Raw genomic sequence first — 14237 nt, forward strand, 5'->3', positions numbered from 1 at the left:
AGAGAGATGCTTCGGAATGGCCGATCCGGTTGAACAATTCGAGATTCACAAGATCTTCTCGCTGGGCCATATCGGCGGCCAGGAGATCGCCTTCACGAATTCATCGCTGTTCATGTTCATCTGCGTCGGCGCGGTCGCGCTCTTGATGCTCGGCGGCAGCACCCGACTGGTGCCGACCCGCTACCAGTCGATGGCGGAACTGAGTTACGAATTTGTCGTCGGGATGATGAAAGAAAGCCTCGGCGAAGAAGGCATGAAATTCTTCCCGCTGGTGTTCTCCATCTTCATGTTCGTACTGATGGCGAACGTGATCGGCGTCATCCCCTTCACCTTCAGCGTCACCAGCCATCTGATCGTCACCGTCGCGCTGGCGCTGATCGTGTTTCTCACCGTGCTGCTCTACGGCCTGTACAAGAACGGCTTCAAGTTCTTCAAGGTGTTCGTGCCGAGCGGCGTGCCGTTCTACATTCTGCCGCTGATCACGGCGATCGAGGTGATCTCGTTCCTGTCGCGCCCGGTGTCGCACTCGGTTCGTCTGTTCGCCAACATGCTGGCGGGACACATCACCCTGAAGGTATTCGCCGGCTTCGTCGCCGGCCTCGGCGCACTTGGCGCCACCGGCATCCTCGGTGCGACGCTGCCGCTCGCGATGACGACCGCGCTCAGCGCCCTCGAACTTCTGGTGGCGTTCCTGCAAGCCTACGTGTTCGCCATCCTCACCTGCATCTATCTCAACGACGCCCTTCACCCCGGTCACTGACCGGATCGAGTTCTATCCAACATCAGCATCCAAAAAGGAGTTTCACCATGGATCCAATCGCAGCAAAGTACATCGGCGCAGGTCTCGCCACCATCGGCATGGGCGGCGCGGGCGTCGGCGTCGGCATGATCTTCAGCCAGTTCCTGAACGGCGCGCTGCGCAATCCGTCGGCCTCGCAGGGCCAGTTCGCGAACCTGATTTTCGGCTTCGCCGTGACCGAAGCGCTGGGCATCTTCTCGCTGCTCGTCGCGCTGCTGCTGCTGTTCGCCGTCTGATCTTTCGCACCGGCATTTACGCGGGCTTTATCGTGAGGCCCGCGTCGATTCCTTGAGGAGACATCTATGGCCGAGAGCCATGCAACGGGGACGACCGCGCACACCGAGGTTCCGACGAACCACGGCAAGCCGGAGTTTCCGCCGTTCAACAAAGACACCTTTGCCTCGCAGCTGGTGTCGTTCGCGGTCGCGTTTGCGTTGCTTTACGTCATCGTCTCGCGATTTGCCCTGCCGCGCGTCGGCGGGGTGATCAAGGCCCGCGAAAACACGATCGAGAAGGATCTGACCGAGGCCCAGGCGCTTCGCGACGAATCCGATCTGGCGCTGAAGGCTTACGAGACCGAGTTGGCCCAGGCCCGTACCCGGGCGCAGGCGATCGGTTCGGAAACCCGCGACACGCTTGCCGCGCAATCCGAGGCGGAGCGCAAGGCCCTCGAGATCAGCCTTTCCGCCAAGCTGGCCGAGGCCGAAAAGACCATTGCCGCGATGCGCGAAAAGGCGATGGGCAACGTCAAGACGATCGCCACCGATGCAACGGCGGCGATTGTTCAGCGTCTTTCGGGCGTTGCGCCGGATAATCAGACCATCGACCGTGCGGTCGATGCCTCGCTGAAGGGTTGAAGCGATGCTGCATGAAGCAGAATTCTGGGTTGCAGTTGCCTTCGTCCTGATGCTGGCGGTCTTCGGCTATTTCGGCGTCCATCGCACCATCGGCAAGGCGCTCGATAACCGCAGCGCGCGCATCCGCAAGGAGCTCGACGACGCCCGCCGTCTGAAAGAGGAAGCGCAGGCTCTTGTTGCCGAGTATCGCGCCCGCCGCCAAAGCGCCGAGCGCGAGGCGCAGGAGATCATCGCCGCCGCCAAGGCGGATGCGGAGCGGATCGCCGTCGAAGCCAAGGCCAAGATGGAAGATTTCGTAGCCCGCCGCACCAAATCGGCCGAGAACAAGATCGCGCAGGCCGAGACGCAGGCCGTCGCCGACGTTCGCGCCGCCGCCGCCGAGGCCGCAGCCACCGCAGCCGCCAGCGTGCTCTCGCTGACGGTCAAGGGCGACGTCGCCAACGGCCTGATCGAGAAAAGCATCAAGGACCTCGGCGCGAAGCTGAACTGAATTTCTCGCAAAGCAAAAAACAAAAAGGCCGGTCGAAAGACCGGCCTTTTTGCTTTGTTCAATGGCGGCAAGCTAGTGCTTCCGCCCGCGCGCGCGTGGCGCGGGCTTTTGCCCTGCCGGATCGAAGCCGATGTAGAAAACATAATTGTCGCCGGTATCTCCCGGCGGCACCGGATAAACGATGTCTTCGATCACCGCGCTGAAATCGGTGTAGCCCTCGCTTCCGCTCAGCACGACCGAGGTCTGGAGCGCCTTGGTGAAGATCACCTTCGTCGTGACGCCTTCCTGCATCACCGCGACGCGCATCGGAATCTCGACGCTCGGCGGCGCTCCGGCCGCGCCGGTAATGATCCGTCCCTGGATGCCGACGCGGGCGGTAATCTGCCCGCCGCTCAAGGTGCAATCGCGCGCGGTGCGCAGGATCGATGCCTGGTAGCGCAGATCCATGCCGCTCGCGGGCTTGCCCGGAAGCCCCACCGCCAGCGTCGATGCGCCGAAGCGGACATTGACGGGGGGACAGGTCGGCCCGCTATTGTCTTCCGGCGGAGGCGGCGCCTCACCGAGTGCCTGCGACTTGGAGCCGAAAATCTGGCTGAACCGGCTGCCGAGCGAGGGGCTGCTGGCGGCCGTCGAATCGGCGCTGGCGTTCGAGCCGCCGAACATGCTGCCGCCACCGCAGCCCGCGAGCGTCACGCTCAACAGGGCCGCCACAAGCAACGGCGCACGCGCGCCCGCAGGCCGGCCATGAGGAAACTGCTGCGTCATTGCCGTTCGATATCCCCCGAAGTCCAAAATTCCGGTCGCGTTATAACAGGCCGATCACGGCGAACCCAAGGCATAAGGCGGGCCCAAACCATGCCGCATGGACATCAGGTTGCACCGCAACTGGCGCTTCGCCCGCTTCGTCAGCCGACGAAATCGTCCTCCAGCAACCCATACAGGTAATGGTCCTGCCAGGAGCCGTTGATGCACAGATACCGCCGCGCCACCCCTTCGCGGATGAAGCCGCATTTCTCAAGCACCCGCGCCGACGCCAGATTGCCCGGAATGCAGGCCGCCTCCACGCGATGCAGGTGCAACTCGCCGAACAATGTCGGCAGCAGCACGCGCAGCGCCGCCGTCATATAGCCCTGCTTGGCGTAAGGCTCGCCGATCCAGTAGCCGATGGTGCCGCTCTGGACGATGCCGCGCCGGACATTGGCGAGCGTGACCGCGCCAAGCAGCTTCTGATCGCTCTCGCGGATGATGATGAAGGGATAGGAACGGTCTTCGGCGATGTCTTCGGTATAGCGGCGCAGCCGGCGGCGAAATCCCGCCCGGGTCAGATCGTCGGCCGGCCAGATCGGCTCCCAGGGCGTCAGGTAAGCCCTGCTCGTCCGCCGCAATTCTGACCATTGTTCGTAATCGGCCATCGCCGGCGGGCGCAGCCAGAGGCCACGCTCGCGTGGCATGAGTACGGGAGGCAGCGTGAGGGGCAACCGGAATAACGCCATGGCCACTCTCCTCTCATTGCATCGAGCCGGACGGGCAGCCCGCTCGATCAACACATTCAATCGACCCGCGACGCTGGAGGACGCTGAGTGCGGAAGCGCCCTCCTGGCGCGAAGTGCCTTCTCAGTGAAGAAGCGCCCTCGCCTTCGGCCCGGACAATCCTTCCGCAAACGCCACCGCCTTGTCCAGCCCCCGGCCGCTGCCGAGCGCCACCACCGCCGGGCGGCTGCGGGCGAGCAGCGCCCTTGCCGCATCGCGGGCGGACTCGACGCTGACATTGTCGATCCGCGCGATGATCTCCTCGGTGCCTAGCGGGCGGCCATAAGCCAAAATATGACGCGCCAACTGCTCGGCACGCGCGCTGCAACTCTCCAGCGCCATCAGCAGGCCGGCCTTCATCTGCGCCTTGGCGCGGGCGATTTCCGCCTCCGTCAGCGTCTCGACCGCCTCGTTCATCTCGTCGATGATGACTTCCATCATCTCCGGCGCATCGCTCGGGTCCGTGCCGGTGTAGAGGCTGAAAAAACCTGTGTCGGAATAAGGCTGGTGGAAAGTGTAGATCGAATAGCAAAGCCCGCGCTTCTCGCGCACTTCCTGGAACAGCCGCGACGACATCCCTCCGCCGAGGATGCTGGTGAACACCTGCAAGCTGAACAAGGCGGGATCCGATTGCGGAATGCCTTCGAGCGCGAGCGTCAGATGCGCCTGCTCCAGATCGCGGCGCACGACGCGCGAGCCACCCTTGCCGAACGATGCCGGCGAAGGTTTCGGGCCCGCCTCGGCGCCAAAGCCAGCGAACCGTTGCTCGACATCGGCGACGATCCGGCGATGGTCGATCGCGCCCGAAGCCGCCACAACCATGTCGGGGCCGCGATAATGCGTGGTGAGATAACCGCGCAGCTTGTCGCGCGTGAACGTCGCGAGCGTTTCCGGCGTGCCGAGCAGCGAGCGCCCCATCGGCTGGTCGGGATAGGCTAACTCGCCGAGATATTCGAACACCGCATCGTCGGGCGTATCCATCGCCGCGCCGATCTCCTGCACGATGACGCTTTTCTCGCGCTCCAGTTCGTCCGTATCGAAGGACGGATTCGCCAGAATGTCGGACAGCACGTCGATCGCAAGCGGCACGTCCGCCTTCATGACGCGCGCGTAATAAGCCGTGCTTTCCGAACTCGTCGCGGCGTTGAGATCGCCGCCGACCGCCTCGATCTGCTCGACGATCTCGCGCGAGGTGCGGCTCGCGGTGCCCTTGAACGCCATGTGCTCCAGCAGATGCGAAATGCCGTGCTCGTCCAGCCTCTCGTCGCGGCCGCCGACCCCGGTCCACACGCCGAGCGCCGCCGTTTCCAGATGCGGCATGGCATCGGTGACGACGGTGAGCCCGGAGGGAAGTTTGGTGATTTCGACAGCCATCAATGAACCTCTTGCTTGGCGATACGGGCCGCGGAGAGCACGAAAGCCTCGATAGCCGCGGGATCGTTCTTCATGACGGTGATGTGCTCCTTGCGGCCCATCAGCCCGTCGAGCCAGACCGGCAGGCCGGGGCGCGTGCCGCAGGCTTTCTCGACCGCATCGGGGAATTTCGCCGGATGCGCGGTGGAGAGCACCACGTTCGGGGTTTTGGCATCGGCGTCGTCGCGCTCGGCCACCGCCAGCGCCACAGCCGTGTGCGGATCGACAAGATCGCCCGCCTCGCGGAACGCCGCGCGGATCGTCGCCTCGACCTCCGTCTCGTCGGCGCGACCGGCTTCGAAATCGGCGCGGATCGCGTTGAGCACGTTATCCGGCAACGAGAACCGTCCTGACTGGCCGAGCGAGGCCATCAGTCCGCGCACCAGCGCCGCGTCGCGGCCGCTCGCCTCGAAAATCAGCCGCTCGAAATTCGACGACACCTGAATGTCCATCGAAGGCGACTGCGTGGCGTGAACGCCGCGCACCTCGTAAAGCCCGTTCTGCAAGGTTCGCGCGAGAATGTCGTTGACGTTGGTGGCGATACGCAGCGTGCCGATCGGCAGGCCCATGCGCTTGGCGACGTAACCCGCGAAGATGTCCCCGAAATTTCCGGTCGGCACCGTGAAGTCGATCTCGCGCGCGGGCGCGCCCAGCGCCACCGCCGCCGTGAAGTAATACACCGTCTGCGCCACGATGCGCGCCCAGTTGATCGAATTGACGCCGGACAGCGATACGCGGTCGCGGAACGCATGATGGTTGAACAGCGCCTTCACGATCGCCTGGCAATCGTCGAACGTGCCTTCCACCGCCAGCGCATGGACGTTGGCAGCACCCGTCGTCGTCATCATCCGCCGCTGCACCTCCGAGATGCGGCCGTTCGGAAACAGCACGAACAGGTCGACGTTCTCGCGATTCTTGAACGCTTCCACCGCAGCGCCGCCGGTGTCGCCGGAGGTCGCGACCACGATGGTGGTGCGCGCGCCGCGCTTGGCGAGCACATGATCCATCAGCCGCGACAAAAGCTGCATCGCCACGTCCTTGAAGGCGAGCGTTGGACCGTGAAACAGTTCGAGCGTGAACTGGTTGGTCCCGCTCTGGTCGAGCGGCACCACCGCCGGATGACGGAAGGTGGCATAAGCCTCGTTGGTCATGCGGCCGAGATCGGCATCGGAAATCTCACCCGCGACGAAGGGGCGGATCACCTCGGTCGCGACCTGCCAATAGGGGCGACCGGCAAACCCGGCGATAACCTCGCGCGAGAGCGCCGGCCAGACTTCCGGCACATAGAGGCCGCCGTCACGGGCAAGCCCGGTCAGCATGACGTCGCAAAAGCCGAGCTTGGGGGCCTCGCCCCGGGTCGAAAGATAAGTCGCCAACGATGCCTCCAAAGGCGTAAAGTTCCACAAGCCTTTGACAAGATTGTTAATTTTGTCAACGCCGGGTGGAATTCCGCACCATACCGGCTGGCCTTCATCCCGACAAGGAAGCGAAATGGCAGGCTCACGCCCGCCGCTTGCCGAACAGCCAGAAGCCGAACGTGCCGAACACGGCGAGCGCGAGGCCGAACCAGGTGATCGCGTATTGCAGATGGTTATCCCGCAACTTGGGCACGAGGGCACCGGGCTTCGGCACCGCGCCCGCGGGCACCGGCGTTTCGAGATCGATGTAGAACGGCGCGACCTTGCCCCAGTTCAGCGATGCGGCGATGCCCGGGACATCGCGAATGAACCAGAGCCGCTTCGGCTCATTCTCATGCGCGGTGAGAAATCCGGGATGCTCGGGGAAACGCAAGTACCCGGTCAATGTCTCCGGCTTGCCGGTCAGCAAAGGCGCGACCGCGCGATCCTCCTCGGGCCGGCCCTGCATTTCATTCGGCACGAAACCGGCATTGATCACCACCTGCTCGCCGCTCGCGAGCCGCGCCGGCAGGAAAGCCCAGGCCCCCGGCGACTTGACGTCGGTACGTACCGCCGAACTGGATGTGTAGATCATCGCGTCGGGCTTGTTCTCGAACGTCGCGGCGAAGCGCACCCGGCGGAATTCATCATGGGCGGCAGTGAGCCTCGACCATTCGCCGGACGGCGGCAACGGCACCGGCTCCGCCGCCAGCCGCGCATTCAGCGCAGCGATCAGCGCATGTTTCTCGTCGCGCCGCTCGAGCTGCCAGAAGCCCAATCCGGTGAGAATCGCCGTCATCACCAGCGCGAACACCGTCATGCCGATCGTGCTGCCCAGGGATCTCGTCTGGCTCATGCCTGATCGCGCTTCGCAAGCTGCCCTTCGGCAGCCCTGTGGTGATATTGCAGGGCGATCATCAACGCCTTCATCGGCCGCAGCGGCCCCAGCGTCACCAGCAGGATCAGCGGCAGCCACAAGGCGGCATGCACCCAGAACGGCGGCTGATACTTCACCTCCACGATCAGCGCGGCGCCCACCACCAGGAACCCGGCCAGAAGGATGATGAACACCGCGGGCCCGTCGCCAGAATCGATGAAATTGTAATCGAGACCGCAGACCTCGCATTCCGGCCGCAGCGACAAAAACCCGGCGAACATTTTCCCCTTGCCGCAGCGCGGGCAGCGGCAGCGCAATCCGGTGACGAAAGGCGAAACCGCCGGGGTGGCAGGCAGTGAGGACGGCAGGTCGTTCATGGGGACTTTATGACAAAAAGATACGGCAAAGTCTCGGCGAAAGACCGTGAACGCAGCCCAGCCCCAGCGGGGTCCTCACATAAAAAAAAGCGGCCCGGAGGGCCACTTTTTCGAGGCAAGGAAGCCGGTCAATGGGCCGCGTGGGCCATGCTCTCCGCGCCATGTCCCCAGACATAGATGCAGATGAACAGGAACAGCCACACCACGTCGACGAAGTGCCAGTACCAGGCGGCGAACTCGAAGCCGAGATGCTGCTTCGGCGTGAAGTGACCCATATAGGCGCGCACCAGACAGACCGTCAGGAAGATCGTGCCGACCAGAACATGGAAGCCATGGAAGCCCGTGGCCATGAAGAAGGTCGAACCGTAGACGTGGCCGGCGAAGGAGAATTCCGCATGGCTGTATTCAAAAGCCTGACACAGGGTGAAGCAGGCGCCGAGCACGACGGTGAGGATCAGACCCCACTTCAGGCCCTTGCGGTCGCCTTCCAGCAGCGCGTGGTGCGCCCAGGTGACGGTGGTGCCCGAGGTCAGCAGGATCAGCGTGTTCAGCAGCGGCAGGTGCCACGGGTCGAAGGTCTCGATCCCCTTCGGCGGCCAGACACCGCCGAACAGCGCGTCGCGGGTGAACTGCACCGGATCGGCCGGAAACAGCGCGGCGTTGAAATAGGCCCAGAACCAGGCGACGAAGAACATCACCTCGGAGGCGATGAACAGGATCATGCCGTAGCGGTGATGAAGCTGCACGACGCGGGTGTGGTCACCCTTGTACTGCGCCTCGCGGATCACGTCGCCCCACCAGCTCGCCATGGTGTAGAGCACGCCGATGGTGCCGACGCCGAACACGATCGGCGCGGCGGCATAAAGATGGTGCATCCACGAAATCGCGCCGACCGCCATGATGAAGGCAGAGACCGAACCGACGAACGGCCACGGGCTCGGATCGACAAGGTGATAATCGTGTTGTTTGACGTGCCCGCCAGCCATTTCGTTCTCCGTTTGCGGTGCCGGTCGCCCGGCGCTCGTAATTCACTCTAGCTTATAAATTCTTCTTGCCCTTGTCCGGCTCCGACGCAGCAACCGGTTTCGGCGCCGGATTCTTCACCGGATAGAAGGTGTAGGACAGCGTGATGGTATTGGTGCCGTTCTGCTCGGAATCTTCCAGCATCGACGGATCGACATAGAACACCACCGCCATGTCGCGCTTCTCACGCGGCGCCAGGGTCTGTTCGGTGAAGCAGAAGCAGTTGATCTTGGTGAAGTAGGAGCCAACCGTGAGCGGCGTCACATTGTAGCTCGCCTGCCCCGTGGTGGTGTCCCCGGACTGATTGGTGACCGAATAATAGACGGTCGCGACCTCACCGATCTTGATGTTGATCTCGTTCTGCTCGGGAACGAATTTCCACGGCAGACCGCCCTGAATGTTCGAGTCGAAGCGCACCGTGACGGAACGGTTGGTAATGTGTGTCGGCGCCGATTCCGCGACCTGGGTCGTGCCGCCAAAGCCGGTGGCGCGGCAGAACCAGTTATAGAACGGGACCGCCGCATAAGACGCGCCAACCATCAGCGCGACCACGAAACCGCAGATCGTCGCGACGACAACATCGCGCGAGGCGCGCGGCTTGCGGGAGGGCGTGGGTGTTTCGTTGCTCATGCTACATCGGCCTGATCAGAACAGCCGGCCCCTTGACCAGGGTGACGGCGAAAAACAGCACAACCAGAATTCCGAGTGCCAGCGCGATCGCAATCGAGCGCTCGCGGCGGCGGCGCTTCTGCGCATCCGTCAGCACGATCCCCTCTTCCTGGCCACGCTCGTTGTCCATTCATCCCTACCAGACCATCGCCATCAGCGCGTTCGCCGCCGCCTCGAGAGGCAGCACCGCGAACAGCAGGAACAGGTACAGCAACGAAAACTTGAACAATGCCCGCGCCGCCTGCGTCGCCGGTTTGCCGGTGCGCTTGCGATAGACATCGACCGCAAACCACAGCATCCCCGCGCCGAGCAGGACCGACGTAATGCCGTAAGCCACGCCAAAATAACCGAGCGGCCAGGGCGAGATCGCAACCGCCACCAGCACGATGGTGTAGAGCAGGATCTGCAATCGCGTCGCGTCCGGCCCCGCCACCACCGGCAGCATCGGGATGTTGGCGCGGGCGTAATCGTCGGAGCGGAACAGCGCCAGCGCCCAGAAGTGCGGCGGCGTCCACAGGAAGATGATGAGAAACAGGATGATCGGCTGCGGCGCGAGAGATCCGGTCGCCGCCGCCCATGCCACCACCGGCGGCAATGCGCCCGCGGCGCCGCCGATCACGATGTTCTGCGCGGTCCAGCGCTTCAGCCACATCGTATAGACGACCACATAGAAGAAGATCGTGAAGGCCAGCAGCGCGCCGGCGAGCCAGTTCACCAGAATGCCGAGCGTCGTCACCGAGAAGATCGCCAGCGTGATGCCGAAGGCGGCCGCCTCCGAGGACGAAATCCGGCCGCGCGGGATCGGACGGTTGGCGGTGCGAGTCATCAGCGCATCGACGTCGCGCTCGTACCACATGTTCAACGCGCCGGAAGCGCCGCCGCCGACCGCGATGCACAGGATCGAGGTGATGGCCAGAACCGGATGCAGATGGCCGGGCGCGATCACAAGGCCGACAAGCGCGGTGAATACGACAAGCGACATCACCCGCGGCTTCAGAAGCGCGATGTAATCCGAAACGCCCGCCTCGGAAATGATGAGGGGAGAATATTCGACCGAATGTTGCTCGACCACGGACAAGTCCGAACGACTCCTTGGATAGACCCTATCCGCCACGGCAGAGCCGATACGGCTGCGCCATGGCGGACAGATGACGCTGGCGCGCCGTGCCTTCCCGGCACGGCCGCGCGGATTACTGAATCCGAGGCAGCACCTCGAACTGGTGGAACGGAGGCGGCGACGTCAGGGTCCATTCCAGCGTCGTGGCACTCGGACCCCACGGATTGTTGCCGGCGACGCGCTTCTTCGCGAAGGCTTCGACCACCCCGTAGAGGAAGATCAGCACGCCGAATGCCGAAATGTAGGCGCCGATCGAGGACACCAGGTTCCAGCCGGCGAAAGCATCCGGATAGTCGATGTAGCGGCGCGGCATGCCCGACAGGCCGAGGAAGTGCATCGGGAAGAACAGGATGTTCACGCCGATGAACATCACCCAGAAGTGCACCTTGGCCACGGCCTCATTGTACATGTAGCCGAACATCTTCGGGAACCAGTAGTACCAGCCCGCGAAGATCGCGAACACGGCGCCGAGCGACAGCACGTAATGGAAGTGCGCGACGACGTAGTAGGTATCCTGAAGCACGCGATCGACGCCGGCGTTCGCCAGCACGACGCCGGTGACGCCGCCGACCGTGAACAGGAAGATGAAGCCGATCGCCCACAGCATCGGCGCCTTGAACTCGATCGAGCCGCCCCACATCGTGGCGATCCACGAGAAGATCTTCACGCCGGTCGGCACCGCGATGACCATGGTCGCCGCGACGAAGTAGGCCTGCGCCGAGCTCGACATGCCCACCGTGTACATGTGATGCGCCCACACGACGAAGCCGATGCCGCCGATCGCGACCATGGCGTAGGCCATGCCGAGATAGCCGAACACGGGCTTCTTCGAGAAGGTGGAGACGATCTGCGAGACCATGCCGAAGCCCGGCAGGATCATGATGTAGACCTCGGGATGGCCGAAGAACCAGAACAGATGCTGGTACAGGATCGGGTCGCCGCCGCCATCGGCCGCGAAGAACGAGGTGCCGAAGTTACGGTCGGTCAGCAGCATGGTGATCGCACCGGCCAGAACCGGCAGCGACAGCAGAAGCAGGAACACGGTCACCAGGATCGACCACACGAACAGCGGCATCTTGTGCATGGTCATGCCCGGCGCGCGCATATTGAAGATCGTGGTGATGAAATTGATCGAGCCCAGGATCGACGACGCACCGGCGAGATGCATCGACAAGATCACGAAGTCCACCGACGGGCCCGGATGGCCGGAGGTGGAGAGCGGCGCATACATCGTCCAGCCGGTGCCGGAGCCGAGCGAACCCGGCTCACCCTCGACGAAGGTGGAAATGATGAGCAGCGCGAAGGACGCCGGCAGCAGCCAGAACGAGATGTTGTTCATGCGCGGGAACGCCATGTCCGGCGCACCGATCATCAGCGGCACCATCCAGTTGCCGAATCCGCCGATCATCGCCGGCATCACCATGAAGAAGATCATGATCAGGCCGTGCGAGGTCACGAACACGTTGTAGGTGTGGTTCTGGGCAAAGAGCTGGACGCCCGGATACATCAGTTCGATGCGGATCGCGACCGACATCGCGCCGCCGATAAGGCCGGCGATGATCGCGAAGATAAGGTACATCGTTCCGATGTCCTTATGGTTGGTGGAATAGAGATACCGCCGCCACCCGGTCGGATGATCGTGCGCATGATCGTCATGGGCGTGATCGGTGTGGGCGGGAGTTGCAGCGGAAGAAGCCATTTTCTAATCCTTTGAACCTTGCAGTTCGTAGCCTTGCGGTTGCCTTCTCAAGTGTGACGCCGCGTCAGTGCGCGACAGCCTCGATCGAGGCGAAAGTACTGTTGCCGGCGGATGCATACTTCTTCTGCGCATCGACGACCCATTTCTTGAATTCGTCCTCGGTGACGACGCGGACGGCGATCGGCATGTAGGCGTGATCCTTGCCGCAAAGCTCGGAGCACTGGCCGTAGAACATGCCGGTCTGTTCGGCCTTGAACCAGGTTTCGTTGAGGCGGCCCGGAACGGCGTCGATCTTGATACCGAAAGCGGGGACCGCGAAGGAGTGGATGACGTCGGCGCCGATCACCTGAACGCGGACCACCTTGTTCACCGGCACCACCAGCTCATTGTCCACCGCCAGAAGGCGCGGCTGCTTGTCGGTGGCGAGCAGCGAATCGAATTCGAACTTGCCGTTATCGGGATAGGCGTAGGTCCAGTACCACTGCTTGCCGGTGGCCTTGATGGTGAGGTCCGACTGCGGAACGTCCAGCTCGCTGAACAGAAGCCGGAACGAAGGCACCGAGATGCCGACGAGGATCAGCACGGGGACGATGGTCCAGATCACCTCGATCAGCGTGTGGTGCGTGGTCTTGGAGGGGACCGGGTTGGCCTTGGCGTTGAACTTGAAGACGACGACCACGATCAGAACGAGGACGAACAGGACGATCGCGGTGATGAGCCAGAGCAGGAAGTTGTGGAACCAGATGATGTTCTCCATGACCGGCGTCGCGGCCTTCTGGAGTTTGTATTCCCACTCTTGCGGCTGCCCCATGATCTCGGCCGCCATCGCCACGCCGCTCATGACAAAGGTCGCAGCGGCGACGCCCATCCCCATCAATACGCGGCTCATCCGGCCCCTCGACAACTTCATGCCGCTCACGCTCCTATATCCATAGCTCCCGTGGGCATGCCGCTCGGCAAGCCTCACTTCCCCGTCGCCATTCCTTTTAAGGCTGTCAGACCGCAATTAGAACGCGTCGAATTCCAGCTTCTCAAACCATAATTTGATGGCTACCGCAATGTACCTCATTCGCGAGCCAGCGTTGCGGAAATTGATCGCCGGAATCGGAGAAAAACCCAATCTTTCCGGGGGTCGGGCCCTTCCCGCTGGCGGATTGTACATTGCAGGCGCATGATCGTCCGTTGTAGGCAATCCGGGCGGCGCGGCGATGGGCCGATTCGGCCGCTTTTCGCCTTGCGGCGCCTTTTATCGCCCTCAAGGCGCCGTCATTGCCCTGTCAATGACCGGAAACGTGAATGGCCCGAAACGGACGAATGGCTCGAAAACCGACTGAGAAAGCGCCCGGAATGAAATTTGTCGACAAGCCCGGCACCTGCGCCGCCCGCCTGCGGAGCGCCCTGTCAGCTGTGATGCTCGCGGCCTGCGCCCTCGGTTTCGCCGTTCCCGCTCACGCGCAGGGCGCAGTCAAATCGGTCAGCGGCGACTGGCAGATCCGTTGCGACACCCCGGCAGGCGCCCAGAACGAGCAATGCGCGCTGATTCAAAGCGTGGTAGCGGAAGACCGCGCCAATGCCGGGCTGACGGTCATCATCCTCAAAACGGCCGATCAGAAAAATAAATTGATGCGCGTGGTCGCGCCGCTCGGCGTGTTGCTGCCCTCCGGGCTTGGCCTGAAGCTCGACGACAAGGATGTCGGCCGCGCCGGTTTCGTGCGCTGCCTGCCGAACGGCTGCGTTGCCGAGATCGTGATGGACGACAAGCTGCTCGACCAGCTCAAGACCGCGAAAACCGCGACATTCATCATTTTCGAGACGCCCGAGGAAGGCATCGGCTTCCCGCTCAGCCTCAAGGGCCTCGGCGAGGGCTACGCCAAACTGCCGTAAGCCCCTCCCCCGGGCGGCCCGGTCATCCTATCTAGGGCAAGGCATCCTGCCTGTTGCCCTGATATTTGCCTGCCGTCCTTTCGCCCCGTTGCGTCGGTTCGGCTG

Annotated in this window: 17 protein-coding genes; 5 read left to right on the top strand and 12 right to left on the bottom strand. The window is 63.1% G+C overall.

Annotation, left to right across the window (positions count from 1 at the left end; genetic code table 11):
• Window positions 1-16: 16 nt before the first annotated feature.
• The 4 genes from AFIC_RS14685 (at window position 17) to AFIC_RS14700 (ending at window position 2146) form a co-directional block, all read left to right on the top strand.
• Window positions 17-760 carry a F0F1 ATP synthase subunit A gene (locus AFIC_RS14685; RefSeq protein WP_275246958.1) on the top strand — a complete coding sequence of 248 codons (744 nt, stop codon included), beginning with the start codon at window positions 17-19 and terminating at the stop codon, window positions 758-760.
• Between the two features lie 47 nt (window positions 761-807).
• Entirely contained in the window at window positions 808-1035 is a 228-nt protein-coding gene (locus AFIC_RS14690; protein WP_002717376.1) for a F0F1 ATP synthase subunit C, read from the top strand.
• A gap of 66 nt (window positions 1036-1101) precedes the next feature.
• Window positions 1102-1656, top strand: coding sequence for a F0F1 ATP synthase subunit B family protein (locus AFIC_RS14695; protein ID WP_275246959.1), 555 nt, complete (start codon window positions 1102-1104; stop codon window positions 1654-1656).
• Between the two features lie 4 nt (window positions 1657-1660).
• Window positions 1661-2146, top strand: coding sequence for a F0F1 ATP synthase subunit B family protein (locus tag AFIC_RS14700; protein WP_275246960.1), 486 nt, complete (start codon window positions 1661-1663; stop codon window positions 2144-2146).
• A gap of 72 nt (window positions 2147-2218) precedes the next feature.
• On the opposite strand, the gene AFIC_RS14705 is transcribed toward AFIC_RS14700, so the two are convergent.
• From AFIC_RS14705 to coxB, 12 genes are all read right to left on the bottom strand, one after another.
• A complete protein-coding gene (locus AFIC_RS14705) occupies window positions 2219-2911 on the bottom strand; it encodes a hypothetical protein (RefSeq protein WP_275246961.1) in 693 nt (230 codons plus the stop codon).
• A gap of 140 nt (window positions 2912-3051) precedes the next feature.
• The gene (locus AFIC_RS14710; RefSeq protein WP_275246962.1) at window positions 3052-3639 is read right to left on the bottom strand and encodes a GNAT family N-acetyltransferase; all 588 of its coding nucleotides are present in this window, start codon (window positions 3637-3639) and stop codon (window positions 3052-3054) included.
• A 121-nt stretch (window positions 3640-3760) separates the two neighbouring features.
• A complete protein-coding gene (locus AFIC_RS14715) occupies window positions 3761-5050 on the bottom strand; it encodes a M16 family metallopeptidase (RefSeq protein ID WP_275246963.1) in 1290 nt (429 codons plus the stop codon).
• Window positions 5050-6465: a threonine synthase gene (gene thrC, locus AFIC_RS14720; RefSeq protein ID WP_275246964.1), complete on the bottom strand. Its 1416-nt coding sequence runs from the start codon at window positions 6463-6465 to the stop codon at window positions 5050-5052. The genes AFIC_RS14715 and thrC overlap by 1 nt, the downstream gene beginning before the upstream one ends.
• 124 nt (window positions 6466-6589) lie before the next feature.
• Window positions 6590-7342 (bottom strand): SURF1 family protein, encoded by a 753-nt coding sequence (locus tag AFIC_RS14725; protein ID WP_275246965.1) that lies wholly within the window; start codon window positions 7340-7342, stop codon window positions 6590-6592.
• The gene (locus AFIC_RS14730) at window positions 7339-7740 is read right to left on the bottom strand and encodes a DUF983 domain-containing protein (RefSeq protein WP_275246966.1); all 402 of its coding nucleotides are present in this window, start codon (window positions 7738-7740) and stop codon (window positions 7339-7341) included. Before AFIC_RS14730 ends, AFIC_RS14725 begins: the two co-directional genes overlap by 4 nt.
• Before the next feature lie 128 nt (window positions 7741-7868).
• Complete coding sequence (locus AFIC_RS14735; RefSeq protein ID WP_275246967.1) at window positions 7869-8726, bottom strand: cytochrome c oxidase subunit 3; 858 nt, start codon at window positions 8724-8726, stop codon at window positions 7869-7871.
• Window positions 8727-8778: 52 nt separating this feature from the next.
• The gene (locus AFIC_RS14740) at window positions 8779-9393 is read right to left on the bottom strand and encodes a cytochrome c oxidase assembly protein (RefSeq protein WP_275246968.1); all 615 of its coding nucleotides are present in this window, start codon (window positions 9391-9393) and stop codon (window positions 8779-8781) included.
• A 1-nt stretch (window position 9394) separates the two neighbouring features.
• Complete coding sequence (locus AFIC_RS14745; RefSeq protein ID WP_275246969.1) at window positions 9395-9562, bottom strand: CoxF protein; 168 nt, start codon at window positions 9560-9562, stop codon at window positions 9395-9397.
• A 6-nt stretch (window positions 9563-9568) separates the two neighbouring features.
• On the bottom strand, window positions 9569-10510 hold the full coding sequence (locus AFIC_RS14750) for a heme o synthase (protein WP_275246970.1): 942 nt from the start codon (window positions 10508-10510) through the stop codon (window positions 9569-9571).
• A 112-nt stretch (window positions 10511-10622) separates the two neighbouring features.
• Window positions 10623-12248 (bottom strand): cytochrome c oxidase subunit I, encoded by a 1626-nt coding sequence (gene ctaD, locus AFIC_RS14755; protein ID WP_275246971.1) that lies wholly within the window; start codon window positions 12246-12248, stop codon window positions 10623-10625.
• A gap of 64 nt (window positions 12249-12312) precedes the next feature.
• Complete coding sequence (gene coxB / locus AFIC_RS14760; protein ID WP_275246972.1) at window positions 12313-13158, bottom strand: cytochrome c oxidase subunit II; 846 nt, start codon at window positions 13156-13158, stop codon at window positions 12313-12315.
• Between the two features lie 437 nt (window positions 13159-13595).
• On the opposite strand from coxB, the gene AFIC_RS14765 reads away from it, so the two are divergent.
• Window positions 13596-14132, top strand: coding sequence for an invasion associated locus B family protein (locus AFIC_RS14765; RefSeq protein WP_420833339.1), 537 nt, complete (start codon window positions 13596-13598; stop codon window positions 14130-14132).
• Window positions 14133-14237: the final 105 nt, after the last annotated feature.

The sequence above is a fragment of the [Pseudomonas] carboxydohydrogena genome, assembly GCF_029030725.1.
Taxonomy (GTDB): domain Bacteria; phylum Pseudomonadota; class Alphaproteobacteria; order Rhizobiales; family Xanthobacteraceae; genus Afipia; species Afipia carboxydohydrogena.

Coding starts and splice junctions, on each gene's coding strand:
- AFIC_RS14685 (WP_275246958.1), top strand. CDS start 17: ATGGCCGATCCGGTTGAACAATTCGAGATTCACAAGATCTTCTCGCTG.
- AFIC_RS14690 (WP_002717376.1), top strand. CDS start 808: ATGGATCCAATCGCAGCAAAGTACATCGGCGCAGGTCTCGCCACCATC.
- AFIC_RS14695 (WP_275246959.1), top strand. CDS start 1,102: ATGGCCGAGAGCCATGCAACGGGGACGACCGCGCACACCGAGGTTCCG.
- AFIC_RS14700 (WP_275246960.1), top strand. CDS start 1,661: ATGCTGCATGAAGCAGAATTCTGGGTTGCAGTTGCCTTCGTCCTGATG.
- AFIC_RS14705 (WP_275246961.1), bottom strand. CDS start 2,911: ATGACGCAGCAGTTTCCTCATGGCCGGCCTGCGGGCGCGCGTGCGCCG.
- AFIC_RS14710 (WP_275246962.1), bottom strand. CDS start 3,639: ATGGCGTTATTCCGGTTGCCCCTCACGCTGCCTCCCGTACTCATGCCA.
- AFIC_RS14715 (WP_275246963.1), bottom strand. CDS start 5,050: ATGGCTGTCGAAATCACCAAACTTCCCTCCGGGCTCACCGTCGTCACC.
- AFIC_RS14725 (WP_275246965.1), bottom strand. CDS start 7,342: ATGAGCCAGACGAGATCCCTGGGCAGCACGATCGGCATGACGGTGTTC.
- AFIC_RS14730 (WP_275246966.1), bottom strand. CDS start 7,740: ATGAACGACCTGCCGTCCTCACTGCCTGCCACCCCGGCGGTTTCGCCT.
- AFIC_RS14735 (WP_275246967.1), bottom strand. CDS start 8,726: ATGGCTGGCGGGCACGTCAAACAACACGATTATCACCTTGTCGATCCG.
- AFIC_RS14740 (WP_275246968.1), bottom strand. CDS start 9,393: ATGAGCAACGAAACACCCACGCCCTCCCGCAAGCCGCGCGCCTCGCGC.
- AFIC_RS14745 (WP_275246969.1), bottom strand. CDS start 9,562: ATGGACAACGAGCGTGGCCAGGAAGAGGGGATCGTGCTGACGGATGCG.
- ctaD (WP_275246971.1), bottom strand. CDS start 12,248: ATGGCTTCTTCCGCTGCAACTCCCGCCCACACCGATCACGCCCATGAC.
- coxB (WP_275246972.1), bottom strand. CDS start 13,158: ATGAAGTTGTCGAGGGGCCGGATGAGCCGCGTATTGATGGGGATGGGC.
- AFIC_RS14765 (WP_420833339.1), top strand. CDS start 13,596: ATGAAATTTGTCGACAAGCCCGGCACCTGCGCCGCCCGCCTGCGGAGC.